Origin of the sequence: Stenotrophomonas indicatrix (assembly GCA_041545745.1) — a bacterium.
GTDB lineage: Bacteria > Pseudomonadota > Gammaproteobacteria > Xanthomonadales > Xanthomonadaceae > Stenotrophomonas > Stenotrophomonas indicatrix_A.
Genome location: CP168152.1, coordinates 3,008,103 through 3,034,583 on the forward strand (window position 1 = coordinate 3,008,103; position 26,481 = coordinate 3,034,583).

Genomic DNA, 26,481 nt, shown 5'->3' on the forward strand with positions numbered 1-26,481 from the left:
AAGCGTCAGCCGCTCATTCGTTTTATACACCGGCCGGCGCATTGTTCAGTCAACACGAGGTGGAGGAACCCATGGCCGACCTGATTCCGCTGGCGCAGGCCCATTGCGTGCCGCGCAAAGGCAGCGACCACAAGCTGGGCGAGGCCCGCTTGGCCGAACTGCTGCCGCAGGTTCCCGGCTGGGAACTGGCCGAGGCCGGCCAGGCGCTGGTGCGCACGTTCCGCTTCAAGGATTACTACGCCACCATGGCCTTCGTGAACGCGCTGGCCTGGATCGCCCACGGCGAGGACCATCACCCGGACCTTGGCGTCCATTACGACCGTGCCGTCGTCCGCTACTCCACCCACGACGTGGGCGGCCTGAGCGAGAACGATTTCATCTGCGCAGCGAAGACTTCAGCCCTGACGGAGCCAATGAAATGAACGTGCGATTGCTGAGCCTGTCCCTGCTTGCCGTGACCGGCCTGGCCGGCTGCGGCACCTCCGAGCCGCCGGCAGCACCGGCTGCGGCACCCACCGAAGTGGCTGCAGTGAAGACCCCGCCGCCGCAATACCCGCTGGAACTGGCCTGCACGGGCGTGGGCGGCACCAGCACCTTCAAGGTGGTGATCGGCACCGACGGCAAACCCAGCGAGGTCACCCTGCTGACCGGCGCGGGCAACCCGCAGCTGGACGACCTGGCCAAGACCGCCGTGCAGGGTTGGCAGTTCAAGGCCGCCACCCGCAATGGCGAGGCCGTGCCGGCCACGATCCAGGTGCCGGTCAGCTTCAACCCGCCGCAGCCGAAGCCAGACCAGTGCTTCGCCATCGAAGAAAGCCTGCGCCGCGGCGGCTGATCGCCCGCCGGTGACGAGGCCAGCCGACGCCCGCCTCGCCGTTGCCGCCCCGGCACGTGCCGGGGCGATTGCTTGATGACAAGGAACGCGTCGGTACATGCTGCAGATTCCCCCCGAAAACATCTGGATCGCCCTGGCGGTCACCCTCGCTGCGGGCCTTGCCACCGCCATCGGCAGCCTGCTGGTGCTGTTCTCGCGCCGCCCCAACCCGCGCCTGCTGGCCTTCGGCCTGGCCTTTGCCGGCGGCGCGATGGTGTACGTCTCGCTGTCGGAGATCCTCAACAAATCCATCGCCTCGTTCGCGCTGGCCTATGGTGAACGCACCGGCTTCACCTACGGCACCCTCGCCTTCCTGCTGGGTGTAGTGGTGATCGTGCTGATCGACCACTTCATTCCCAACCCGCATGACAGCCTGGACAAGCAGGACCCTGCTTTCCGCGAGAACAGCCGCGAATACCTGAAACGGGTCGCCCTGCTGACCTCGGTGGCGATCACCGCACACAACTTCCCCGAGGGGCTGGCGACGTTCTTCGCAACGCTGGAGAGCCCGTCGGTGGGCATGCCGCTGGCCTTCGCCATCGCCATCCACAACATTCCCGAGGGCATCGCCATTGCAGTGCCGGTGTACTTCGCCACGCAGAACAAGTTCTACGCGTTCGCCGCCAGCCTGCTGTCAGGCCTGGCCGAGCCGGTCGGCGCGGCGATCGGCTATATCCTGCTGTCCGGCTCGCTGTCCCACGCCACGTTCGGCTGGGTATTCGGCCTGATTGCTGGTGTGATGGTGTTCCTGGCACTGGACGAGCTGTTGCCAGCGGCCAAGCGTTACGCCAAAGGGCACGAGACCGTCTACGGGCTGGTGGCGGGCATGGGTACGCTGGCGATCAGTCTGGTGCTGTTCAAGTGGTGAAGGGTTTCCGGCCAACGGGCTGAGCCCCCTCGCGGCTGGCAGAGCGGGATTCTGCGGTTGGGCCGGGCGAGGCGGGTTTGCGGGGGACGCCGCAAGTACGTCCCTGTAGGCTTGGGCGCGCCATCCATGGCGCTTACACCCCCACAAACCCACCTCGCCCGGCCTCTGACGGGCTACGTGCGTGCCAGCCGCGCGATGAAAGAATGAAAAGCGAAGCCCGCGCTGCGCGCGTGAGTCGAGCGTGGCTCGACTCTACCCGGGCCGCCACGCGGCCCGGGTCTGCTTTTCTTTTGATGTTCCGTGGCTGGCGCGCGCGCGATCTGTCTGGCGCTGGGCGGGGTGGGCTTGCGGGGGTATCCGCGCCATGGATGGCGCGGCTAAGCCTACAGGGACGTACTTGCGGCGTCCCCCGCAGGCCCACCCCGCCCAGCGCTCCCCGGCAATCCACCGCAGTGCCAGCCGCGAGGGGCTGCGCCCGTTGGCCGGTCAGCCCCGCAGGGGCTACTTCAGCCTGTCCAGCGCTTCGACCAGCTCATCCGCCAGCGGCGCGCTCAGCACATACGGGCTCTTGCCGTCGTCCAGCGCGAACTCCAGCGACGCGGCATGCAGGAACAGGCGCTTCAGCCCGATCTGCTCACGAAGCCGCTTGTTGACTGCAGGATCGCCGTATTTGTCGTCTCCGGCCACAGGATGCCCCAGATGCTGGGCATGCACGCGGATCTGGTGGGTGCGCCCGGTTTCGATGCGCACTTCGCAGTAGGAGTGGCCGCCCTTGCGCTCCAGCACCCGGAAATGGCTGATGGATTCCTTGCCGATCGCATTGACCTGCACATGACGCTCGCCGCCCTGGCGCAGGCCTACGTGCAACGGCGCATCGACCGTCATCACACCGTCCGGCATGCGCCCGGCAAGCAGAGTCAGGTAGCGCTTGCGGATGCCGGAGCCGTGGTCTTCACGCAGCAGCGCCTGCAGCTCACTCAGCGCCGAACGCTTCTTGGCCACGATCAACAGGCCCGAGGTGTCGCGGTCCAGCCGGTGGACCAGCTCCAGGGTCTGCCCGGGGCGCAGGGCACGCAGGGTCTCGATGGCGCCAAAGCTGATGCCGCTGCCGCCGTGGCTGGCGACGCCGGTCGGCTTGTTCAGCGCCAGCAGGCGGGCGTCTTCGAAAACGATGGCCTGTTCCAGCCGACGCATGAACGCCTCGGGTGGACCCGCCTTGTCTCCTTCTTCAGTGAGACGAACGGGCGGTATCCGCACTTCGTCGCCGGCCTCCAGCTTGCGCTCAGCCTTGGCGCGGCCGCCATTGACGCGCACCTGGCCGCTGCGGACCAGCTTGTAGACCAGGCTGCGCGGGGCACCCTTGAGCTGGCCGAGCAGGAAATTGTCCAGGCGCTGGCCGGCGCGGTCGGCCGGAACGGTGATCATGCGCACGGAAGGCGTGTCGCCGGCCGGCTTGGTAGGGTCTTGTGCAGTCATCAGCCTGTTTATTCTGTTACACTCGGGGGGCGAGATAAGGGATTGATTTCGTTGGAAGTTACTCAGGGCCAGAAGCCCCGCTTCCGACGAATCCGGCACAGTGCGCGACCACCGCCCGCGGGGCGGCCATGTTAGCGGCTCACCGGCGTTCCCGGCCATCGCCGATTGCCTGACACGCAGTCGCGCTGAACATGTCCCGTGCGGCGCTCCAGCCTGGCTGACAGCTGCCGCCGGCCCTGTAACACCCAAAACCAGAAAATTGAAGCGCTCCCGCGGCCTGCCGTGGTGTCGTAGCGCTGGAAACCCAAGCCGCCCTCCCCGCGCTTGCGCGAATGGGCGGCGAGCCGTGTCCAGAGGCGAAACTCCATGGCGTTCCGCGCGGTAGCCGCTTGCGAGGAACGCAACAATGAAGCGAATGCTGATCAACGCCACGCAGGCCGAAGAGCTGCGTGTTGCCATCGTGGATGGCCAGTCGTTGTATGACATCGACATCGAGCAGCCGTCCAAGGAACAGAAGAAGTCCAACATCTACAAGGGCCGGATCTTCCGCATCGAGCCCTCGCTGGAAGCGGCCTTCGTTGAATACGGTGGCGGCCGTCACGGCTTCCTGCCGCTGAAGGAAATCTCCCGCGATTACTTCCAGGCCGGTGTCGACCACAACAAGGCCGGCATCCGCGAGCTGCTGAGGGAAGGCCAGGAAATCGTCGTCCAGGTCGACAAGGAAGAACGTGGCAACAAGGGCGCTGCCCTGACCACGTTCATCTCCCTGGCCGGCCGTTACATGGTGCTGATGCCGAATTCGCCCAGCGCCGGCGGTGTTTCCCGTCGCATCGAGGGTGAAGACCGGGCGGCCCTGAAGGACGCCCTGGACAAGCTGAACATCCCCGACGAAATGGGCGTCATCATCCGTACCGCCGGCGTCGGCCGCGATGCGGAAGAGCTGCAGTGGGATCTGGACTACCTGCTGAACGTCTGGCGCGCCATCGCCGAAGCCGCCCTGAGCAAACCGGCCCCGTTCCTGATCTACCAGGAATCGCGCCTGATCGTGCGCGCCCTGCGTGACTACCTGCGCGCCGACATCGGCGAGATCCTGGTGGACACCGAGGAGATGTACGAGCACGCCAAGGAGTTCATGCAGCAGGTGATGCCGCAGACCCTGCGCAAGCTCAAGCATTACAAGGACGACATCCCGCTGTTCAACCGCTTCCAGATCGAATCGCAGATCGAAGGCGCCTACGAGCGCAACGTGCGCCTGCCCTCGGGCGGTTCGATCGTGGTCGACCAGACCGAAGCGCTGACTGCCGTCGACGTCAATTCCTCGCGCGCCACCAAGGGCAGCGACATCGAGGACACCGCGTTCCAGACCAACCTGGAAGCGGCCGAGGAAGTAGCCCGCCAGCTGCGCCTGCGCGACCTCGGCGGCCTGGTGGTGATCGACTTCATCGACATGGCTTCCAACAAGCACCAGCGCGAAGTCGAGAACCGCCTGGCGAACGCGCTGAAGTACGACCGTGCACGCGTGCAGGTCGGCCGCATCTCGCGCTTCGGCCTGCTGGAAATGAGCCGCCAGCGCCTGCGCCCGAGCCTGGGCGAGTCCAGCCAGATCGTCTGCCCGCGTTGCGACGGCCATGGCCGCATGCGCAGCGTCGAGTCGCTGTCGCTGTCGATCATCCGCGTCGCTGAAGAGCATGCGATGAAGGAGAACACCGGGCAGGTGCTGGTACAGGCCCCGGTGGAGATCGCCAATTACCTGCTCAATGAAAAGCGCAGCGCGTTGCGCGAGATCGAACAGCGCCACGAGACGCCGATCGTGATCGTCGCCGATGAGCAGCTGCACACCCCGCATTACACCGTCACCCGCCTGCGCGACAACGAACTGGGCGAGGAAAGCGGCAAGCCGAGCTACCAGCGCGGCACCCCGCGCAAGCTGCCGGTGCACGCATTGACCAAGGGCCAGCTGAACATCCCGCCGCCGATGGTGACCCAGGTCAAGCACAACTCGCCCGCCCCGGTGCGCGAGGAAGTGGAGCCGGTCGCTGCCCCGGCACCGGTGGCCGCAGCGGCCCCGGCTGCCGCCGCCAGCGGTGGCGTGGTTGGTTGGCTGAAGCGCATCTTTGGTGGCGAGCCCGCTCCTGCACCGGCCCCGGCTCCGGCCGCGCGCCAGCAGCAGGATGGCGGCCGTCGTGACCGCAACAAGGATCGCAACAAGGACCGCAAGGACCGCCGCGAAGACAGCCGCGGCAATGGCGGCAATGGCAATGCGCAGCAGCAGAAGGACGGCGGCAACCGCAAGGACCGCGGTGAGCAGCGCAAGGATGGCCGCAACGGCGGCAACCAGGCCAATGGCAATGCCCAGCAGCAGCCGCAGCAGGGCAAGCCGAAGGATGCCCAGCAGCCGCAGCAGCAGAACAAGCCGCGCAACGAACAGGGTCAGGGTCAGGGTCAGGGCCAGCAGCAGCCGAAGCTGAAGCAGCCGAAGCAGCCGCGCCCGCAGGACGCTGACAAGCCGACCGAGAAGCCGCAGCGTGCCGCTGCCGAAGCCCCGGCTGATGTCGTGACTGCAGCAGCTGCCGTGGCTACCACGACCGCGGTTGCGGCCACGGTCGTCGCGCAGGAAGAGAAGGCACTGGTACCCGCCGTTGCCACTGAAAACGTGGTCGACACTGTCGCGGCCGTGGATACCGTCGCGTCGACCGATGCCGAGGTCGTGGTTGCGACCGGGGCTGTTGAAGATGCAGCGGCCGAAGCAGCAGGCGACCAGACCGGCGAAGGCGCAACCCGCCGTCGTCGCGGCCGTCGCGGTGGTCGTCGTCGTCGTCGTGGTGGTGCCGAGAACGCCGCAGGCGGTGACGTGCTGAGTGATGACCTGGACGACGGCGATGATGCCGAGGGCGACGACAACGACGGCGATTCCGCCGAGCAGACTGCACAGGCTTCGGTGAACACCCCGGTTGCCACCGTGCAGCCGTCGCGTTCGCAGCCGGAATTCGATTTCGATGACGAAGTCGAGCCGGCCGCCGCTGATGCCGGCAAGCCGGCACGTGCACCGGTTGCGGTAGCCGCCGCGGTTGCCCCGATGGCTGCCGTGAGCAGCGCCGTGGTCGAAGCAGCCGCTCCGGTCACCGCCGCGGTGCAGACCCCGGCTCCGCTGGAAGCCGTCGCCAAGGTCGAACCGACCCCGTCGCCGGTGCAGACCAGCATGCTGGATGCCATCGATGCAGCGACGCCGGTACAGCCGGCACCGGAAGCAGCGCCGGTGATCGAGGTGAAGCCACCGGTGGTCGAGGCTGCCGCTGCGATCGAAGCAGCTCCGGTCGCTGAACCGACTGCGGTGATCGAAACCGCACCGGTGGCCGAGCCGAAGCCGGTGGTGGCTGACGTTGCGCCGGTGGTTGAAGCTGCTCCGGTGGTCGAACCGAAGTCCGAGGTTGAAGTCACCCCGGTCGTCGAGCAGCCGGCAACCCCGGTGGCTGTCGAAGCCGCACCGGTGGAAACCGCTGCACCGGTCGCCGATCCGGTCGTGCCGGCGGTGGTCGACCCGATCGCTGATGGCCACGCCGACGCTGCCGCACAGGCCGCCGACGCGCAGGCCTCGGAAGAAGACGAGGACGCCGGCAAGCGCACGCCGCCTGCCGCCTGATCCATCGTTGATCGGCAACAACGAAACGGCGGGGATCGATGATCCCCGCCGTTTTTTTTGTGCGTCTGGGCCCAGCGCCCCCTGCCATCAAGAGGGCACGCTCTGGTAGAGGCGAACCCTGGTTGGCGCCGTTGGTTTCATGCACGCGGCAGCGCCTGTGCCAACCAAGGTTGGTCTCTACCGAGGTGTGCGTCAGTTTGCTGGCGCGAACTGCAGCCGGGTCCACACCCCGTAGTGATCCGACGCCCAACGGCCGCCGTCATCCGGCTGGTCGAACAGGATCTTCGCTTCGCGCGCGACCATCTGGTCCTGCTGGAAGAAGATGTGGTCGATCCGCGATGGTGCTTGGTAGTAGTGCCGGTTGAGCGTACTGACACCGGCCAGGTCGGTGTTGACGTGCACGCTGCCGTAGCTGTCGCCGTAGTGGCTGCGCAGCTCACTCAGATCGCCGGCATCGACCAATGCATTGAAGTCGCCGGCAATCACGACCGGTGCACCTGCAGAACTGCCAGCGATGAAACGCAGCAGATCCTCGACCTGACTGCGGCGGATGCGCTGGCCGGCGTCATCACTGCGCTCGTTGAGATGGGTGGCGTAGACGTTGACCGGCTTGCCGTCCACGTCGATGCGCAGATGGGCCACGGTGCGGTAGTCATCCAGCGGCAGCAGCAGGTGCTCGCCATGCGCCAGGATCGGGCGCCGAGTCAGCAGCGCATTGCCATACCGCTTTGGCGCACCCACTGGATCGGTGGACACAAACACGTACCGGTAACCGAGCTGGCTGGCCAGCCACTGCGCCTGGTTGCGTACGTTGCGCTTCTGGATCACTTCCTGCAGCGCGATCGCATCGGGCTGCAGGCGCTTGAGCTCAGCCACGATCGTGCGACGACGGCTGGGCCAGTCCTCGCGATCATGGTGCAGGTTGAACGTCACCATGCTCATGCCGGGTTCGTTGACCGCTGTGGCCGCATCTGCGGTGCTGGCCGGCAAGGCGGCTGCCGCCAATCCCGGCAAGGCCAGCGCGATCGCCAGCCCCAGCGCGCAGAAACTGCGACCGATTCCGAGCGGACCTCGCATGCTTACTTTTCCTTGCGTTCGGCACGGCGCACCGCGCTCGGCACATCGATCTCGACCCGTGCCGGCAACTGGTGCACATGCAGCTCGTTGTTGATCCATTCCACCGCCTCGCCGTTGACCGTCGCCTGGCCCGGCTCGCCTGCATACGGCCATGGCAGCACCACGCCGCCGGCCGGCGGCACCAGGCCAGGCTGCACGTCCAGCACCAGCTGCTTGTCGCTGCGCTGCAGGCGATAGTTGAGCTGCCCTTGCGGCGTGCGCAGGCCCTGCACGGCGATGCCGTTGCCCTGCAGCCACGCCACCGGGATACCGGCGGCGAGCACCAGTGCTTCATCCGCGTCGCGGTTGTAGGCAAACATGTCCAGCGCCGAACGGACGAAGTCCGATGCGACCCACGCATGCGGCAGGTCACCCACAAAGAACGGCTTGCGCGGCGTACGCGAGACCACCTCTGCCCACTGGTTCCAGGCCTGCGGCGCGCGATCCTTGAAGAAGAACTCGGTGGCCTGCCAGGCGCGATCGCGCCAGCCCAGGCGCACGAACGCGGCGACGTTGCGCCATTCGTACGGCGTGTAGTCCTTCCATTCGCGCTTGCCATCGCGGCGCGCGACGAATTCGTTCCAGTAACGCTGGAAGGTCGCGTCCAGCGCCTCCTGCGGCAACCGCCCCTGCTCGCCTCCCGGTGCCAACGCGATCGTGGTGGAGGTAGCGTCGAAATCACCCAGCTCGGCCGAACCCGGCAGGTAGTCGATGCGATGCTGCTGCATGGCCGCCAGCAGCGAGGACTGCAGGTCATCACGGAACTGATCGCGCGATTCGCTGATCTGCATCGCCTCGACCTTGCCCAGCTGCGCCGCCACCTGCGCGGCATCCTTGTAACCACGCAGCGCCCAGAAGTTGTCCCAGTACGAATGCATCGGCTTGGCCGAATAGCCCTCGTGGCTGATCGAGGCCGGCATCATCCCGTAGAAGGCAGGATTGCGTGCGCGGTTCTCTTCGGTGCGCTCGCTGCCCCGCAGTTGTTCCATGTAGCTGTAGGCGCCCAGCACATGTGGCCACATCTGCTCGAGGAAGGCGGTGTCGCCGGTGTAACGGCCGTATTCGGCGATGTTGTAGATCAACTCGCCGTGGCTGTCGTTCTCCGGTACCGGATCGCTGCCACGCGCATCCACGCAGCACGGCACCTTGCCGTTTTCAAACTGGTAAGGCGCATACCACGTCACGTAGTCCCGCACGGCATCGCTGCGGCCCATCCGCAGCAGGCCTTCGGAGATCATCGCGCCGTCGCGGATCCAACTGCGTGCATAGGAACGCGTGCCCGGCTGCAGGCGCGGGCCAACCCGAGAGATCAGCATGTGCGCCACTGCGGTGCGCAGGGTTTCCACCAGCGGCTGGCCGGCAGCCGGCACCTGCAGAGTCACTGCACCCAACTTGTCGCGCCACATTGCCGCGACCTGCTGCTGCGCCTTGGCCACGTCCAGCGCTTGCGGCGCCCAGCTGCCGGTCTGTGGCAGCACGATCGCCACCTCGCGGCTCTGCCCGGGTTCGAGCTTGATCGTGTACAGCAGCGCGCCGGACGCCATGCCGGTCGGATCCTTTACGGCGGTGGTGCCGGGCAGGTCGCCGCTGGCCAAGTGCATCGCCTCCAGCTTGCCGTCGAAGCTGCTGGCAAAGCGCGCATCCGGTACCTGCAGGGGATACAGCCGCGGCTCGCCATTGATGCGTACCAGCTGCTCGCCAACGTCCAGGCTGTCGATGCGGCTGAAGCCGCCCACCGTGTTGAGGAACTGGGTGGGTGGATTGACCTGCCACGGGCGGATCGCCAATGCCAGGGTGTATTCGTGCGGGACCTTGTCCGGATTGCTCAACCGGTAGCGCCCGATCAGCTGAGCACGTTCGGGTGTGCCCTGCACGAAGCTGGTCACCGACAGACCGGCCTTCTCGTGCACCCAGTCGACCGTGGCGATCGGCAGGTAGCGATCCTGCAGCGACTGGGTGATGGCAACGTCGGCCCAATCCAGCAACTTGCCGTCGAGGCGGATGAACGGCTCGATGCTGAAGCTGCCCTTGGCCGGCTCCAGTGCGCCGTCCTCACTGATCAACGCCTGTTCCTGGCCACCGTCCAGGCCAAGCAGGGTCCAGTACGGCTGCTCGCCAACGTACGCACGCGGCAATGCGCCACGCGGCAGATCGGCCGCCACCGAGGACAGGAAGGCATTGGGAGTCGCGGCGAACGCCAGCGGCTTCAGGGTGATGTCACGGATGCCGTAGCGCCAGTTCGGCCCGCCCTGCAGGTCGAAACGCACGTAGCGCGCATCGGTGTCAGGCAGTGCCAGCCAGTCGCGGCCTCCGGCACCGGCGGTCACTTCGCGCACGGTACGCCAGTCACGGCCATCCTCGGAGGTTCGCACGGTGTAACGGTTGGCCTCCAGGTCGGGCAGCCAGTCGATCACCGCACCGCCGATCTCGCGGCTCTTGTGCAGGTCCAGGCTGATGGTCTGCTGCTTGACCCCGCCACTGATCCAGAAGGTATCGGACTTGCCGTCGATCATCCGGTCCTGCAGCGCGGTTGCGGTATCGGCGATCACCGAGGGCCGCAGCGCCGAATCATCCTGCGCGGGCAGGCCCTGCAGGGTCAGCTTGTCGAAGCACACGGTACCGCGGCCGCCGACCTTGCTGTAGATGGTGAATTCCATCGACGCGCTGCGCGTCATGTCCTTCTCTGGCGATGGCCCCCACGCCTTGTCGATCTGCCGGCGGCGGTACTCCACCGGCGTCCATGCCTTGGGGAAAGCGTAGCCGGGGCGATTGACCCACCACACGTTGTCGCCGCTGGCGTCGATCAGCTTGAACTGCAGGTCATTGGCCGGCGAATCGCCGCGCAGCTGGAAACCGAAACGATAGTTGGCCGGGTACTCGATGTTCAGCGGGCGACGGATGCCGACGTAGCCGGAGACCTCATGGAAGTCGTAATCCAGGCACAGCGCACGGCCACCGCCGGCACCACTGACCGGCCGCAGCGAGCCGCTGACCTGGTCGGACAACACCAGCTTCCATGCGCTGATGTCGTCGAAATCATCCAGCACCTTCGGCGCGGGGAGCGCCGGTGGTGCGGCGGTCGCCAGGGAAGACCACAACAGGCCCAGTCCAACGGCGATCGCACGCTTCATCCCTTCACGCTCCCCAGCAACAATCCTTGGATGTAGTACCGCTGCAGCACCAGGAACAGCGCCAGCACCGGAACCACGGTAACCACTGCGCCGGCCATCATCATTTCCACGTCCATGATGTGTTCGCGCGAGAGGGTGGCCAGCGCCACCGGCAAAGTGTAGTGCTCCTGGTCGGTCAACACGATCAGGGGCCACATGAAATCGTTCCATGCGCCCATGAAGGTGAAGATCGCCAGCGTCACCAGCACCGGCTTCAGCATCGGCAGCACGATCTGGAAGAAGATCCGCAGCTCCCCTGCCCCGTCGATGCGCGCCGCTTCCAGCAGCTCATCGGGAATCGAGCGAGCGTACTGGCGCACCAGGAAGATGCCGAACACGCTGGCCAGCGCCGGCACGATCACGCCGCCGAAACTGTTGACCAGGCCCAGCTGCTTCATCAGCAGGAACAGCGGCAGCATCGCCACCTGTGCCGGGATCACCAGCGCTGCCATCAGCACCTGGAACAGGCGCTCACGACCGACGAAGTTGAGCTTGGCGAAGGCGTAGCCGGCCATCGTGTTGAGCAGCAGCGAACCGAGGGTGATCGCCAACGACACCAGCAGGCTGTTGGCGAAGTTGCCACCCATGCCGGTGCGCGCGAACAGCTCCGTGTAGTTGTGCGTGGTGATGCTGGACGGCAGCAGCGGCGGCGGGAAATGAGTCGCCTCACCCTGCGGCATGAACGATACCGAGAGCATCCACAGCAACGGTGCCAGGCTGACCAGGGCCAGCACCAGCAGCGCGCCGTTGATCATCCACGGGTGCCAGCGTGACTGGCCGATTTCACGACTCATACCAACTGCCTCTTGCGGCCAAAGCGCAGCATCACGGTGGTCACCGCCAGGATGATCAGGAACAGCAGGAACGCCACAGCCGAGGCGCGTCCCAGGTTCCACCACTTGAAGCCTTCCTCGAACATGAAATACAGCACGCTGACGGTGCTCTGCAGTGGGTCGCCGCGGGTCATCACATAGGGTTCGGCGAACAGCTGGAAGTAACCGGATACGGTGATCACCCCGACCACCAGCAGCACCGGGCCGAGCATCGGCAGGGTGATGTGCAGGAACTGCTTCCAGCGCGAGGCGCCATCGATACGCGCGGCCTCGTACAGGTCATGCGGGATCGCCTGCAGGCCAGCCAGGAAGATCACCATGTTGTAGCCGAAGTTCTTCCACACCGCGAACAGCATGATGGTCGGCATCGCCCAGTTGGGGTCGCCCAGCCAGTCGATCGGGCTGATGCCCAGGTGGCCCAGACCGTAGTTCACCAGGCCGTAGCTGGTGTGGAACAGGTAGCGCCAGATCACCGCCACCGCCACCAGCGTGGTCACCACGGGGGCGAACAGCGCCGTGCGGAACAGCGCTTTGAAGCGTGCCGCCGGGGCATTGAGCAGCATCGCCGCGCCCAGCGACACGCCGATCGACAAGGGCACGCCAATCACCACGAAATACGTGGTGTTCCACAGCGACTTCCAGAACATCGGCGTCTGCAGCAGGTCGATGTAGTTGCCGAGACCCACGAAGCGCAGGTTGCTGCTGTCGGCCAGCGCGTACAGGTCGAAGTCGGTCACGCTCAGCGCCAGCGCCGAGGCTACCGGCAGGCCGAAGAACACACCGAGCACGATCAGCGAGGGGCCGGCGAAGATCCAGCCGGCAAGCGAAGTACGTTTCATTGCGGGCTCCCGGCCGCGACTGCACTGGTCGAACCCGAGGGGGGTGCGCTGCGCTGCAGGCGTTGTTGTTCATGCATCCAGCGGCGTTTGGCCAGCACCTTGTCCACGCGCTGGTCCAGCTCGGCCACGGCCTTGTCCTGCGGCAGGCCACCGCGCACCACCTGTTCGGTGACGATGCGCATTTCCTGCACGATGCGCTCCCATTCGAGCACCTTCGGGGTCGGCTTGACCCGCTCCAGCTGGTCGCGGAACGCTGCGGCAAGCGGATCGTTGGCCAGCGACGGCGCGTTCCAGGTGCTGCGGCGTGGCGGCAGATCTCCGATGATCGCGTGGAAGCGCGCCTGGATTTCCGGCCGCGACAGGAACTCGATCAGCTTCCAGGACGCTTCCTTCTGCTGCGACTTGCGGAAGATCACCAGGCTGGTGCCGCCCGCGATGCCCGCGCCCGGACCATCCGGACCCGGCAGCGCGGCGGTGCCCCATTGCCCTTCCAGTTCCTTCGGCTGCAGCTTCTTGAACTCGCGGATGTTCCAGGGGCCAGAGATGTAGAACACGTTGAAGCCGCGGAAGAATTCATCCCAGACGTTGGAGATCTGCGTCTCGGACATCTTCGGTGCCCAGCCCTGCTCGAACATGTTGGCGTAGAAACCGAGCGTGCGGCGGAAACCGGGGCTGGAGAAATTGCCACGGGTGTCGTCGTCACGCAGCAGCGGGTCCGGCTGCTGCAGCGCCAGCGACAGCTGCTGCTCGAATTCGTTGATCGGCATCAGCACCGCGTAGCGGTTCGGGCCCTGCATGCGCTTGATCGCGGCCATCTGCTCGTTCCATTCCGCCCACGTGCGTGGCGGATGGTCGAAGCCGGCCTTCGCCAGCAGGTCCTTGCGGTAATAGATCAGGCGGGTATCGACGTACCACGGCACGCCAACCAGCTCGTCGTGGATCACGTTGGTATCCCAGATGCCCTGGAAATAGTCCTTCGGATCGACCACGGTGGAGCGCTGCACGAACGGCTGCAACGGGGTCAACGCGTTGAGCTCGGCGAACTCGGGCACCCAGGTGTTGCCGAGCTGGCACACGTCGGGCAGGCCATCGGCAGCGAACGCGGTCAGCAGCTTCTCGTGCGCGGCCGTCCACGGGATGTTCTGCACATCAACCTTGATGCCGGGATTTTCCGCTTCAAATTCGTGGATCAGCTCGCTGACCACTTCGGCTTCGCGCCCCATCGCCCAGAAGCGCACGGTGGTGGTGCCCTGCTCGGAGCGCGCGCAGCCGGCCATGATCAGCGCGGCAAGTGCAGGCAATGCCCAGTGTCGCAGGCGGTGTTTCCAGTCGTGCACCTTGTTACTTCCCCTGGCCGGTGTTGCGGTTGGCATTGTTTTTCTGTTCCTGTGCGGCGGCCGCACGCGATTCGGCGATACCGACCGAACGTGCCGCCGCAGCCTTTTCATCCTTCTGCAGCAGCAGCGGCTGGAACTCGCCTTCCGGCGCCAGCCAGCCTCCACTGAAGCCCGCCCGTTCCAGACCCTTGCGGATGTACGGGTTCTTCTTCATCACGTCCCAGACGAAGTCGTTGCGGTAGTTGGCGATCATGGTCAGGATCGGGCCCTGGTCGATGGCGATGTAGTCGCTGGCGACCCAGCCGCGATCAGGCACCACGCGCCCGGTCTTGATCGGGATGTCGTAGCTGAAGCTGGGATTGAACGAATCCAGGAAGCCATAGCTGGAGTAGATGTAGTCGCCGTAGCGCTTGTGCATCTCCAGCGTGGCCGGAATCACTTCCTCGGGCGCGAACACGACCGAGGAGATCGCGGCGGTCGGCGCGATCGTACCGTCATCGAAATTCTCGCGCAGGCCTGCGCCGCGCGATGAGTAATGGCGGAACTGGCGCTGCTCGCCCCGGTATTCCTGGGTGGTGTTCTGCGGACCATCACTGGCGGTGAGGCCCCACACGTTCTCGCCATATTCCTTCCAGTTCATCGGATTGGCGATGGCGTACTCACGCTGGGCCAGCGCCGCCGAACGGCTGTTGAGGAAGTAGGTACTGCCACGCTCGCGCATGTAGGCATCCTGGATGTCGCGGAAATCGATCCAGACGTGGCTGTACTGGTGGCCGAACAGCGGGCCGAAGGACAGGTATTCCTGACCCTGGTAGACGCCCCAGTCGTTGTCATAGGTCCGCGTCCACACCGTCCACGCGTCCGGGCTGACCGGATGGCTGGGCGAACCCAGGGCAAGGATGTAGACCATCATCGCCTCGTTGTAGCCCATCCAGTCATGGTCGATGAAGCCGTTCTCGGGGAACCAGCCCATCGAGATCAGCGGCGCACGCTGCTGCAGCCACGGCCAGTCGACCTGCTTGTACAGGGTGTCGGCGATCTGCCGGATTTCCTTTTCGCGCGGATCGTCGCCGTCGTAGTACGACTGGGCGAACAGCACGCCCATCATCAGCAGCGCGGTGTCCACCGAGGACAGTTCCACCCAGCTGTCGTAGCGGCGCCCTTCCTGCATGTCCAGGAAGTGGTAGTAGAAACCCTTGTAACCGGCCTTGCCGGTGCGCTGCGGGCCCATCGGCACATCACGGAAGAACTTCAGGGTGGTCAGGGTGCGGTCGATCGCCTGGTTGCGGCTGACCCAGCCGTTCTCGATGCCGATCGGATAGGCGGTCAGTGCGAAGCCGACCGAGGCGATGCTGGCGAACGGCCGCGACGGATAACGGTCCGGGGTGAGGCCGTTGATCTCGTTGGTGGTATCCCAGAAGAACTGGAAGGTGCGGCGCTCGATGTCATCGAACAACGGCGGCAGCTCGGGCTTCATCGGCCGTGGCGGCGCGTCCGCCTCGATCAGGATCACCGGCGGGCGCGGCTTGGCAGGCTCCTGCTGGGCCGGTTTGCAGGCCGCGATGGCCAGGGTCATCGCAGCGGCGGTCATCAGGTGGCGTGCCTGCATGGCGCGGTTCCTCCGGTGGGCTGATCGATGAAAGAGCATAACGTCCAATGACCTGAAATCGTTTACAAAGTGCGGTCTAAAAAAACCACGGAAACGTGGCCGGTGACACCGCGATCATTGCCCACGCCATTGCCCCCCTGTCTGGCAATGGCGTGGGCAATGGACCGGCCCGGGGGCCGGCCATTGCCGGTGCCGCTGGCGAACCGGCGGCACCATGTTGCATCAATTGCCTGTGATCAGAAGCGGAAGCCCACTTCGGCCTTGACCTGACGCGGCGTACCAATGATCTCGCCGGTCTCGTTGTAGCTGGCCTGCAGCTTGCCGTTGCTCTTGACGTAGTTGTAGGTGGAGAAGTTGTCGAAGTTGAACACGTTGATGATGTCGATACGCGCGTACAGCTCGGTATCGCCCGCCAGCTTGAACGTCTTCGTCGCCTGCAGATCGACCGAACGGTAGCCGAAGATCTTGCCACCCAGCAGGAACTTGCCATTGGCGTTGGGCACAGCAGCCTGCGGTGTCGGCAGGTTGTAGCCACTGGCCTGCGGCACCGGGTACCAGTCGTTGACAGCGGTCGGGGTGGCCAGGGTGATCTTGCCGCCGAAAGTGATGCCCCAGAAGCCCGCGTACGAACCGGTGACCACCAGGCGGTGGCGCGGCGCGCCGTTGGAACGGATGGTCGGGTAGTCGCCGATCAGGCCGCGGTCAAAGGCGTACTTCTCGTTGATGTCGCGATTGTGGCGCGCGGTCGTCCAGGTGTAGGCGATCGAGGTGCCCCAGCCGCTTTCCTGGGTGAACGGCTTCTGCGCCGACAGCAGGATCTGGGTAGCGCGGGTCTTGATGCCCTGCTGGCCGATGATCAGGCTGCCGAAGCCCGGCACGTTGCAGCTCCAGGCCTGGCTCAGGCCCGGGTCGGTGCCGCCGCACAGGCGCGGGTCATCGAAGAACTGGCCGGTCGGATAGCGGTTGCCCAGGGTGAAGGCGAAGCCGTCGTAGCTCAGCGTGCGGGCGATGGTGGCGTCGGTCAGCCAGTCACCGATCTGGTTGCTCATGCCCAGGCTGAACTGATCCGAGTACGGAGCCTTCAGCTTGTTGTTCAACAGATCGACTTCCAGGCCCGCATTGCTGGTCGAACCGACCAGCGACTGCAGGTTGCCGATGCCGTTGAGCAGGTTCGGGTTCCAGTCATAGCAGGCGGCCTGGCCGTTGATGCAGGTGCCGGTGGCCGGGTTGCGGAAGTACACGGTCGGCTGCGGCAGGGCCAGTTTGGTGGTTTCCAGCTGCAGGTTGTCGAACAGGTCGCGGTCGTAGGAACGGCCGGCACCACCGTGGATCACGTGCTGCTCGTCGGCGTTGATGTCATACGAGAAGCCCAGGCGCGGCTGCCAGGCATCCTTGAATGCCTTGCGGTTGTGGCCGTTGCTGATGTAGTCGCTGATGTCCAGACCGCCCAGCGCCAGCGAATCGGCGTAGGTCTGGCCGGCGGGGCCGCGCGGATCCTGCGAATAGATCGCGTCGACCACGGCCTGCGGGGTGACGAAGTCCAGGTAGGTCGGGGTCTTTTCGTAGTCCCAACGCAGGCCAATGTTCAGCTGCAGATGGTCGTTGACCTGCCAGTCGTCCTGGATGAACACGCCATACTGCTTGGACTTCGAACGCACTTCACCGGACACGCCGTCCACGCCGGTCACCGGCTTGACGAACTGCGCCTTGTACGGAATGGAATCGGGGAAGTCCGGATCGCCCAGGCTGTAGGTGAAGGTCGGGTTGATCTGCGCCGCATCGGAGGCGTACAGGTCGATCGCCTTGTACTTCACGCCCATCTTGATGGTGTGGTCACCGGCCCACTGGATGCCATCCAAGGTCAGGTTGTCTTCGATCGACCAGCCCTTCTGGCCCTTCACCTGCGAATCCAGTGCCGATGCGCCACCGATCTTCACCACGGTGCGGTCTTCGGTGCCGTCCGGTGCGGTGTAGGTGATGCCGTTGGCCAGGGTCAGCGGGGTCGGGTTGTTGAACGAATCTTCATGGGTGACCATCATTTCGTTGTAGTAACGCTCGCCGCTGTGGTTCCAGCGCAGGGCGTAACGACGGTCGGTGTTGACCACTTCACGACCGGCTTCCGGCGAGGTCTGGCCACTGAACTGCGACTGGGTTTCGTCGCGGTCCTGGAAGGTCAGCTCGATGCGATCGTTGTCGGTCGGCTCGAAGTCGATCTTGCCGAAGATCAGGTCCTGCTGGAACGGCTGGCTGGCCGGGCCCAGGCCGGCGGCGCCCGCGGGCGGCAGCAGGCCGGCAGCACCAGTGACCGCGCCGTCCGGCGCGATGGTGACCGGCAGGTCGAAGCGCTTGGCTTCATAGGTCACGAAGAAGTGCGCCTTGTCCTGGATGATCGGGCCACCCAGGGCGAAGCCGTATTCCTTCTCGGCCGAGACCATCTTGTCCTTGCCGCCCTGGCGCTCGGCCGGGGTCTTGGCGCGCATGTCCTCGTCGGTGTAGCGGTAGAACGCCTCACCCTTGAATTCATTGGTACCGGACTTGGTGGCAGCGGTCACTGCAGCGCTCGACACCTGGCCGTACTCGGCCTTGTAGTTGCCGCTGATGACCTTGTATTCGCCGATGGCCAGCTGCGGGAACGGGTTGCCGGCGCTGCCGGACTGGCCGGCCACGCCGCCACCCTTGACGTAGCTTTTCTGGCCCACGCCGTCGATGTAGACGTTGGTACCGTCGGCATTGGTAGCACCGCCGCGCAGCGAGGTGTTGCCCTTGGCATCGCGGGTGAAGATCAAGCCCGGCACCGCGTCGGCGAATTCCAGGAAGTTGCGCGACACCTGCGGGGTGGTCTGGATCTGCTGCAGGCTGACGGTCTTGCCGACTTCGGAAGTGCGCACTTCCTGCAGCAGGGTCGGCGCAACAACGTTGACCGTGTCCAGGTTGGTGGCGGCGGTCGTACCGGTGCCACCGGCGGCAGCGCCAGCGAAGTTGAGCGTCGAGGTCGAGGCAACGGTGACGGTGACCTTCTGGGTCTGGCCGTTGGCAACGACGTTGTAGGTGCCCGGGTCCAGGCCCATCAGCGAGTAGCTGCCGTCGGCGCGCACGGTGCCGCGACGCACGGTGCCGGTGGCGACGTTGGTAGCGGTGACTTCGGCACCAGCCTGCGCGCCGGAGACCTGGCCACGCAGGCTGGCGTTGGCCGACTGCGCCATGACGTTCGGGGCGGCGGCCAGCATCAGGCAGCTGACCAGTGCGGTGCTCAGCAGCCGGCGCGCCGGCGTGCGGATAGTGGAATGCATCATCAACTCAATCTCCGGGTGGCGGTGACCGCTTGCGCGGCACCTGCGATCAATCAAAAAAGAAGGAACGCCTCTGGCTTCAATGGCCGGATGGCGGAGTGGTGGAATCGCGAACAATCAGGCGCGGGACCAGGGTCTGCTTGTCCCCTGCCCCTTCCGTGGAGGTGCCGTCCATCAACTGCAACAAACGCGACATCGCCCGATCGCCCAGTTCGGCAATGCTGACCTGCATGGTGGTCAGTGACGGGTGAACGAAACGCGCAAGCGGAATGTCATCGAAACCGGCCAGGGCGACGTCGGATGGCACATGGACACCTGCCTGCGCGAAGGCATACAGGCACCCCAGGGCCATCATGTCGTTGGCGGCGAATACGGCATCGGGCAGCGTGCCGGCTGCCAGCAACTCCTGACCGGCGCGATGGCCGGAAGCTTCGTCGAAATCACCGGGCAACTCGATACCTTCGGCGCCACTGCCAAAAGCCGCCAGCGCATCACGGAAGCCGCGCAGGCGCTCACGCGCGTCGAAGTTGAGGTCCGGGCCAGAAATGAATGCAATGCGCCGATGGCCGGCGTCGAGCAGATGGCGGGTCATCGCCATCGCCCCGGCGTGGTCATCGATGCTCAACACCGGATGGTCCTGCCCAGGCAGGTAGGTGTTGATGAGTACCGTCGGCAATGCCTGCGGCAGGTTGTCGGTCAGGAAACCCGGGCTCTCCGCATAGGGCGAGAGCACCAGCAGACCGTCGACCCGGCCGCGCATGGCACGCAGGGCTGCGCCCTGCTGCTCCTGGTCGCCGTGATAGCTCGACACCAGCAGGTGCTGGCGCCGGCTGCGGGCGACGATGTCGATGCCACGCATCAGCTCGGAGAAGAATTCGCCGTACAGGTCTGGAAGCACCACGCCCACCGTATTGGTGCGGCGGCTGCTCAGGCTGCGGGCGGCGGCGTGCGGGGTGTAACGCAGCCGTGCGGCCACCTCCAGCACAAGCTGGCGGACCGGTTCGGCGACATTTTCATGCCCGTTGAGCGCGCGCGAAACGGTGGCCACAGAGACCTTGGCTTCACGGGCGACGTCTTTGATTGTTATGGCTGCTTTGTTCACGAAGCCGCCCTCCACGGCTTGGATCTACCAGCATTGGCGCGGAATGTAAGCGTTTCCATCTGCGCTTGTAAACAGTCCGTTAGGCGAATGTCCCTAAACGGACACGGAAATCTGTCCCTGGCAGGCCCCTCGACGGACCTGCCAGGACAGCTCGGGACAGGGTTTCAGCCCTGCTCTGACGGGGTGTGCGCGCGGATGGACAACGCGTGGATGTCGGTTTCCATCAGCGTGCCCAGGGCCGCGTAGACGGCGCGATGACGGGCCAGCGGTGCCATTCCCGCGAAGCGTTCGCTGACCACGTGCACGTTGAAATGGCCGCGACCATCGCGTGCTCCGGCGTGGCCTGCATGGCGATGGCTGTCGTCTTCGATCTCAAGCACGCTGGGGGCCAGCACTTGCTGCAGCGCATCACGAATCTGCTCGATCCGTTTCGCGTTCACGGCAGCACCTTGCGGAACGGACGCACCTGCACCCGCACGTAGACGCCCGCGGCGACGTAGGGGTCGGCATCGGCCCAGGCCTGGGCCTGCGGCAGCGAGTCGAAGCCGGCAATCACCACCGAGCCGCTGAACCCTGCCGGGCCCGGGTCTTCGCTGTCGATGGCCGGGCATGGCCCTGCCAGCAGCAGGCGACCTTCATCGCGCAATGCGGTCAACCGCGCCAGGTGCTCGGGCCGCGCCTGCAGCCGCTGGGCCAGCACATCCTGGCCGTCGTAACCTTCAATCACATACCACACCGGCATTTCCTCGCTCGCGTTGCTGGTGAAGCGATTCTAGCCAATCCCGCCCCCTGCCCGGCCTCGGCTGGACACTGGCGCGGCAAAGGCTTACCCTAGGGACCATTGCACGTGGCTGGATGCAGCAGCCCGTCGGTTTTTGCGGCCAACGCAGCCCCCGACGACCGACCTGCTGCTTCGAACCGGTCCACCGACCGGGCCCCGTAGACGACCTCCCGTAGTCCTGTCGCTGCCGTGTCCTGCGGAGCGTCCTGTTGTTTGATGTGTGGAACCGCGCCGAGACAGGCGCGCCTGGTGTCCTGGCGGTCCGTGGCAGTTGCCCGGTGTGCCAGCTACCGCGACTGGTCCGTTGCAATCCTGATCTCCATTAGATGACTTCCGAACTCGCGCTCGACGCGAACACGCCAACCCGGCCGCCCGCCCCCCAGCAGCAGGAAATGCCGCTGGCCGTGGTGCATGGGCAACCGGTCCTGCAGATTCCGCAGGACCTGTACATACCGCCGGATGCGCTGGAAGTCATCCTGGATGCCTTTGAAGGGCCGCTGGACCTGCTGCTGTACCTGATCCGCCGGCAGAACCTGGACGTGCTGGACATTCCCGTGGCCGAGATCACCCGGCAGTACGTGGAATACATCACCGTGATGCGCGAGCTGCGCTTCGAGCTCGCCGCCGAGTACCTGGTGATGGCGGCGATCCTGGCGGAAGTGAAGTCGCGCATGCTGCTGCCCCGCCCCCCCAGCGTGGAGGGCGAGGAGGCCGATCCGCGTGCGGAGCTGGTACGACGGCTGCAGGAGTACGAACGCTTCAAGCAGGCCGCCGAAGATATCGACGCCCTGCCCCGGCAGGACCGTGACACCACCGTGGCACATGCCTTCATGCCCGAGCGCGCCGCAGTGAAGCTGCCGCCGCCGGTGGACCTGAAGGAAATGCTGATGGCGCTGCACGACGTGCTCAAGCGCGCCGAGCTGTTCACCGGCCACGCGATCAAACGCGAGGCGCTGAGTGTCCGGCAGCGCATGGGCGAAGTGCTGGGGCGGCTTGAAGACGGCAGGTTCTATCGTTTTGAAAACCTGTTCACCGCCGAAGAAGGCAAGCTGGGCGTGCTGGTCACGTTCCTGGCCGTGCTGGAACTGGCCAAGGAACAGCTGCTGGACCTCGTGCAGGAAGAACCGCTGGCGCCGATCTACGTGAAGTCCCTGGCCGCCGGCAATACCAATGCCCCGCTGCAGTTCAGCAGCGAATTCGACGACAACGACGCCGCCAATGAAAACGAGTGAGCGCTGACTGCCGATGGATCAAACGCTGATCAACCGCATTGTCGAAGGTGCGCTGCTGGCCTCCAGCCAGCCGCTCACCCTGGCCCAGTTGAAGGACCTGTTCCCGGAAGATGAGCCGGCGCCGCCGGGCAGCATCGAACGTGCGCTGGAACGGCTGCGCGAGGGCTGCCAGGACCGCGGCGTTGAACTGGTGGAGGTGGCCTCCGGCTTCCGCTACCAGGTGACCGCCGAAGTACATGGCTGGATCAGCCGGCTGTGGACCGAACGCAAGACCCGCTATACCCGCGCCACCCTGGAAACGCTGGCGCTGATCGCCTACCGGCAACCGATCACCCGTGGCGAGATCGAGCAGGTGCGCGGCGTGGCGGTCAGCAGCAACATCATCCAGGCACTGGAAGAGCGCGAGTGGATCCGCGTGGTCGGCCACCGCGACGTACCCGGCAAGCCCGCGCTGTTCGGCACCACCAAGGGCTTCCTGGACTACTTCGGGCTGAAACGTCTGGACGAACTGCCGCCCCTTTCCGAGCTGAAGGACCTGGGCGACCTGGAACCGCAGCTGGCGCTGGATCGCGACGCCCCCCTCGCCGCCAGTGCCGAGGGCCCGGATGTGAGCGCCGACCCGGACGCCGCTGCAAATGACGACACCGGCACCACCGCCAGCGACACCCCCGATTCTGCCGACGCACTCCCTGCGGCGGCCGACGATGAGCAAGCACCTTCGCCCTCCGATGATGGGCACCCCGATTCCGCGCCGGGCGAGCGCGCGGTGACAGTGAACGAACGCGAAGACAACGCCGTCGCGAAGACGACCGTGGCTGTTGACCAAGCCGATTCCGAACCAGAGGCCGACCTCGAAACCGTCGGCCGGAGCAAAACTGATGAGTGACACCCCCCGCAAGCCCTCGTTGAACAAGCTTTCGCTCAAGCGCGAAGCCACGTCCGAACAGTTCAAGCTGGAAGAACGCCTGCACAAGGTCCTGGCCCAGGCCGGCCTCGGCTCGCGTCGTGCGCTGGAACAGCGCATCGCCGAAGGCCTGGTCAAGGTCAACGGTGAAGTCGCGCAGACCGGCATGTCGGTCAAGAGCGGCGACAGGATCGAGCTCGACGGTCGCGGCTTCGTCGCCACCGCGCTGGCCGAGCCGTCGCGCGTGCTGGTCTACAACAAGCCGGAAGGCGAAGTAACCACCCGTGAAGACCCCGAAGGTCGCCCGACCGTGTTCGAATCCCTGCCGGCGCTGAAGGGTGCCCGCTGGATCGCCGTCGGCCGCCTGGACATCAACACCACCGGCCTGCTGCTGGCGACCACCGACGGTGAGCTGGCCAACGCCATGATGCACCCCTCGTTCGAGGTGGAGCGCGAGTACGTGGTGCGCGTGCGTGCCCCGGAAGGCGAGGACAAGGTGCCTGACGCCGTCGTCGACCGCCTCACCCGTGGTGTCGCGCTGGAAGATGGCCCGGCCAAGTTCGATGAGATCGAACGCATCGGCGGCACCGATTCGCACGACTGGTTCCGCGTCGTGGTGAAGGAAGGCCGCAACCGCGAAGTGCGTCGCCTGTGGGAATCGCAGGGCTGCCAGGTCAGCCGCCTCAAGCGCACCCGCTACGGCAAGGTCAGCCTGCCGCGCGAACTGGCCCGCGGCCAGTCCGTCGAACTGCCGGGCAGCCAGGTCGAAGCGCTGCGTGCCGAACTGAAGCTGGAAGAAGGCGCGCCGTCGGCCCTGACCCTGCAGCCGGTGATCGGCCAGCGTCGTGCCGCCAAGACCACCGTGCGCGTGCGCGAAGGTGGCCGCGGCAACGCCTACGTAAACGGTCACAACACCGCCGATGAAGGCCGCGAACTGCGTCGCTTCGACAACGTGCGCGAAGACCGCGGCCGCGGTCGCGGTGGCAAGGGCGGTGGCGGTTTCAAGGGCGGCCTGACCGTCAGCGGTGAAGCTGCTGCCAAGCAGTCGCAGCGCCCGTTCAAGCAGCGCGCGCCGAAGAACGACCGCTCGCTGCCGGAAGGCAATCCGGCCGCATTCCGTACCTGGTATGTGCCTGACGGCGTCAGCACCGGCCCGAGCGGCCACCGCAACGCCGGTCCGGGCGCGCGTGGCCCGGGTGCCCGTGGTCCGGGCGCAGGTGCAGGCGGCCAGGGCCGTCCGTACGGCAAGCCGAAGGGCCCGGGCGCAGGCGCCGGTGGCGGCCAGGGTCGCGGCGGCTACGCCGGTGAAGGTCGTGGTGGCTACGCCGGTGAAGGTCGTGGTGGCTACGGTGGTGAAGGTCGTGGTGGCGCGGGTGGCGCCGGCGGCCAGGGTCGTCCGGCCGGTGCGGGCAACCGCTCGCAGGGCCAGGGCAACAAGCACCCGTACGGCCATCCGGGCAATGCCCCGAGCTTCCCGTCCGACCACGCCAATCCCGGCTTCAGTCCGTACGGCACCTCGCGTCCGGCCGGCAACGGTCGCCCGGGTGGCAATGCCAATGCACGTCCGGGTGGTAACCGTGGTCCGGGTGGTCCGGGCGGCAATCGCGGCCCGGGTGGCCCCGGCGGCAACCGTGGTCCCGGCGGTCCGGGTGGCAACCGCGGCCCGGGTGGCCCCGGCGGCAACCGTGGCCCGGGTGGCCCGCGTCGCAGCGGCCCGCGCGGCGGCTGATCTCCACGTTCAATGAAGGACACAGCGATGACACGGATGTTGTCCCTCGGCGCCCGCATCGGCGCCGTGCTGGTGGCTCTGTTGCTGGTCGGCAGCTGCGAACGCGCTGCCGACCGGCTCAAGCAGGAAATCGCCGCCACGCAGAATCCCTGGCCGAAATCTTCGGCCCTGCACGATCCGGCCGACCGCATGCTGCGTCGGCTGATTGTCGATGAGCGCTATCTCGCCCGCATCAAGCAGGCCGGCAGCAAGGACAAGGCTGCTGTCGCCGGTGCACAGCTTGCACTGGATGGCATCGGCCGCCTGCCCCGCCCCATGCTGGAGCGGCGTGCGCAGCTGCTGGCCGCAATGCTGCGCGGAATGCCGGTAGAGAAATGCGCACTGATCGCCCGCGCCACCACGGCGTCGGACATTGCGCAGGTAGGCAGGACCTTGTTCAACGAACTGGAAAAGCGACCTTCGCAGGACATCGATTTCTGGTTCGAGATGAGCTACCAGGCCAGCCTCGCCGAGCTCGAACAGCGACCCGCAATCCCTGCCAGTGAACAGCAGATTGCCGAGGCGACTGAGGCCCTGCTCGCCTCGATGGCTGACGAAAGCACGCGCGAGCGTGCCATGGCGGTACTGCCGCGGATGGACACCGCACCGGCTGCCGACGTCTGCTGGGCATCGCTGATGCTGCTCGATGCCGCGTCCAGCACCGTGCCCGAACCACATCGCGGCACATTGGCCTGGCTGATGGCCCAGCAGTAGACACGGCGACGGAAGCCGGGCCCGTGCGCCCGCTTCCCCGCGTTCAGCCGCGACCAACCCACTCTCACCCTGCCGCTCGACCGCTTTCCGCGCGCTGGAACGCAGCAGGCGTGGTCGCGACCATGCTGCGGAAGAAGGCGATGAACGGACTCTCTGCCGAGAATCCAAGTTCCAGCGCCACGTGCGCAACACGATGGCCGAGCAGCAGCAGTTCCATCGCCCGCATCAACCGCCATTGCTGGCGCCACGCCTGGTAGCCCATGCCGGTATCGCGTTGCATCAGGCGCCCGATCGTACGCACGCTCAGTCCGCTGCGCTGGGCCAGCTCGCCCAGTTCGGGCGGCAGCTGCTCGGCCACCGGCAGGCAGCGGGCGATGCGCGGGTCACGCGGCAATGGCAGCTCCATCGGCTCCACCGGCGCAGCGGCAATCTCAAGCACGCACAGCGCCAGTTGATGCCCCGCTCGCGGGGCTTGCCAGTCATGTGCGAACGGCGCCTGCGCGATCGGCTCCAGCAGCGCCTGCAGCAGGGGACCGACACCAATGATTGCTGGCTGCTGCGGCAACTGCGCCGACAGCGTGGCATCGAAGTACAGCGACCGATAGTCCACCGCCTGTCGCATCTGCGCGCGGTGCAGCAGACCACCCGGAATCCACGCCGCGCGCGATGGCGGCAGCAGGCTGATGCGATCGCCGAACGTCAGCCGCGTGCAACCGGCGCGCGTGTACAGCAGTTGCGAACGTGCGTGCTGGTGCCAACCGGAGTCATGCTCGGCCAGCGTGGCAGCGATACCGATCACCGGTGCGTTCCAGGCATCGGCATCGAAGCGAGCATCGGGCTGCAGCCACGCCATGTCCGATTTCATCCATTCACTGTCGTAATCACTAGGGTGCGCCATCGGCATAGCCACGACAATGCGCGCCCCTGT

The 26,481-nt window shown here is 65.9% G+C and carries 20 protein-coding genes; 8 read left to right on the top strand and 12 right to left on the bottom strand.

Annotation, left to right across the window (positions count from 1 at the left end; all coding sequences use genetic code 11):
- The first annotated feature begins 71 nt into the window (after positions 1–71).
- The 3 genes from ACEF39_RS13855 (at position 72) to zupT (ending at position 1,742) form a co-directional block, all read left to right on the top strand.
- Complete coding sequence (locus ACEF39_RS13855; protein ID WP_500285469.1) at positions 72–422, top strand: 4a-hydroxytetrahydrobiopterin dehydratase; 351 nt, start codon at positions 72–74, stop codon at positions 420–422.
- Complete coding sequence (locus ACEF39_RS13860; RefSeq protein WP_025876723.1) at positions 419–835, top strand: energy transducer TonB; 417 nt, start codon at positions 419–421, stop codon at positions 833–835. The genes ACEF39_RS13855 and ACEF39_RS13860 overlap by 4 nt, the downstream gene beginning before the upstream one ends.
- A 97-nt stretch (positions 836–932) precedes the next feature.
- Entirely contained in the window at positions 933–1,742 is an 810-nt protein-coding gene (gene zupT, locus ACEF39_RS13865; protein WP_500285470.1) for a zinc transporter ZupT, read from the top strand.
- A gap of 501 nt (positions 1,743–2,243) precedes the next feature.
- Here the strand turns inward: zupT and ACEF39_RS13870 are convergent.
- Positions 2,244–3,218, bottom strand: coding sequence for an RluA family pseudouridine synthase (locus ACEF39_RS13870; protein ID WP_500285471.1), 975 nt, complete (start codon positions 3,216–3,218; stop codon positions 2,244–2,246).
- 406 nt (positions 3,219–3,624) lie between these two features.
- On the opposite strand from ACEF39_RS13870, the gene ACEF39_RS13875 reads away from it, so the two are divergent.
- Positions 3,625–6,858 carry an Rne/Rng family ribonuclease gene (locus ACEF39_RS13875; RefSeq protein ID WP_500285472.1) on the top strand — a complete coding sequence of 1,078 codons (3,234 nt, stop codon included), beginning with the start codon at positions 3,625–3,627 and terminating at the stop codon, positions 6,856–6,858.
- Between the two features lie 192 nt (positions 6,859–7,050).
- On the opposite strand, the gene ACEF39_RS13880 is transcribed toward ACEF39_RS13875, so the two are convergent.
- The 10 genes from ACEF39_RS13880 to ACEF39_RS13925 all read right to left on the bottom strand — a co-directional run bounded on the left by ACEF39_RS13880 (position 7,051) and on the right by ACEF39_RS13925 (position 20,890).
- Positions 7,051–7,935: an endonuclease/exonuclease/phosphatase family protein gene (locus tag ACEF39_RS13880; RefSeq protein WP_500285473.1), complete on the bottom strand. Its 885-nt coding sequence runs from the start codon at positions 7,933–7,935 to the stop codon at positions 7,051–7,053.
- 2 nt (positions 7,936–7,937) lie between these two features.
- The gene (locus ACEF39_RS13885) at positions 7,938–11,105 is read right to left on the bottom strand and encodes a discoidin domain-containing protein (RefSeq protein WP_500285474.1); all 3,168 of its coding nucleotides are present in this window, start codon (positions 11,103–11,105) and stop codon (positions 7,938–7,940) included.
- A complete protein-coding gene (locus tag ACEF39_RS13890) occupies positions 11,102–11,938 on the bottom strand; it encodes a carbohydrate ABC transporter permease (RefSeq protein WP_089236185.1) in 837 nt (278 codons plus the stop codon). The genes ACEF39_RS13885 and ACEF39_RS13890 overlap by 4 nt, the downstream gene beginning before the upstream one ends.
- Entirely contained in the window at positions 11,935–12,816 is an 882-nt protein-coding gene (locus ACEF39_RS13895; protein ID WP_025876513.1) for a carbohydrate ABC transporter permease, read from the bottom strand. The genes ACEF39_RS13890 and ACEF39_RS13895 overlap by 4 nt, the downstream gene beginning before the upstream one ends.
- Entirely contained in the window at positions 12,813–14,093 is a 1,281-nt protein-coding gene (locus ACEF39_RS13900) for a sugar ABC transporter substrate-binding protein (RefSeq protein ID WP_500288024.1), read from the bottom strand. Before ACEF39_RS13900 ends, ACEF39_RS13895 begins: the two co-directional genes overlap by 4 nt.
- 64 nt (positions 14,094–14,157) lie before the next feature.
- On the bottom strand, positions 14,158–15,762 hold the full coding sequence (locus tag ACEF39_RS13905) for a glucoamylase family protein (protein WP_500285475.1): 1,605 nt from the start codon (positions 15,760–15,762) through the stop codon (positions 14,158–14,160).
- 236 nt (positions 15,763–15,998) lie between these two features.
- A complete protein-coding gene (locus ACEF39_RS13910) occupies positions 15,999–19,055 on the bottom strand; it encodes a TonB-dependent receptor (protein WP_500285476.1) in 3,057 nt (1,018 codons plus the stop codon).
- 76 nt (positions 19,056–19,131) lie between these two features.
- Positions 19,132–20,154: a LacI family DNA-binding transcriptional regulator gene (locus ACEF39_RS13915; RefSeq protein WP_500285477.1), complete on the bottom strand. Its 1,023-nt coding sequence runs from the start codon at positions 20,152–20,154 to the stop codon at positions 19,132–19,134.
- Between the two features lie 164 nt (positions 20,155–20,318).
- On the bottom strand, positions 20,319–20,594 hold the full coding sequence (locus ACEF39_RS13920) for a BolA family protein (protein ID WP_500285478.1): 276 nt from the start codon (positions 20,592–20,594) through the stop codon (positions 20,319–20,321).
- Positions 20,591–20,890 (bottom strand): YciI family protein, encoded by a 300-nt coding sequence (locus ACEF39_RS13925; RefSeq protein ID WP_500288025.1) that lies wholly within the window; start codon positions 20,888–20,890, stop codon positions 20,591–20,593. Before ACEF39_RS13925 ends, ACEF39_RS13920 begins: the two co-directional genes overlap by 4 nt.
- A gap of 371 nt (positions 20,891–21,261) precedes the next feature.
- On the opposite strand from ACEF39_RS13925, the gene ACEF39_RS13930 reads away from it, so the two are divergent.
- Genes ACEF39_RS13930 through ACEF39_RS13945 form a run of 4 tightly spaced genes read left to right on the top strand, consistent with a single transcriptional unit; the run spans position 21,262 to position 25,553 of the window.
- Entirely contained in the window at positions 21,262–22,167 is a 906-nt protein-coding gene (locus ACEF39_RS13930; protein WP_025876498.1) for a segregation and condensation protein A, read from the top strand.
- A gap of 13 nt (positions 22,168–22,180) precedes the next feature.
- The gene (gene scpB / locus ACEF39_RS13935) at positions 22,181–23,053 is read left to right on the top strand and encodes an SMC-Scp complex subunit ScpB (protein WP_500285479.1); all 873 of its coding nucleotides are present in this window, start codon (positions 22,181–22,183) and stop codon (positions 23,051–23,053) included.
- Positions 23,046–24,800: a pseudouridine synthase gene (locus tag ACEF39_RS13940; protein WP_500285480.1), complete on the top strand. Its 1,755-nt coding sequence runs from the start codon at positions 23,046–23,048 to the stop codon at positions 24,798–24,800. Before scpB ends, ACEF39_RS13940 begins: the two co-directional genes overlap by 8 nt.
- A 27-nt stretch (positions 24,801–24,827) precedes the next feature.
- Positions 24,828–25,553, top strand: a complete 726-nt coding sequence (locus ACEF39_RS13945) for a hypothetical protein (RefSeq protein WP_500285481.1) — start codon at positions 24,828–24,830, stop codon at positions 25,551–25,553.
- Between the two features lie 64 nt (positions 25,554–25,617).
- On the opposite strand, the gene ACEF39_RS13950 is transcribed toward ACEF39_RS13945, so the two are convergent.
- Positions 25,618–26,406, bottom strand: coding sequence for an AraC family transcriptional regulator (locus tag ACEF39_RS13950; protein WP_500285482.1), 789 nt, complete (start codon positions 26,404–26,406; stop codon positions 25,618–25,620).
- Positions 26,407–26,481: the final 75 nt, after the last annotated feature.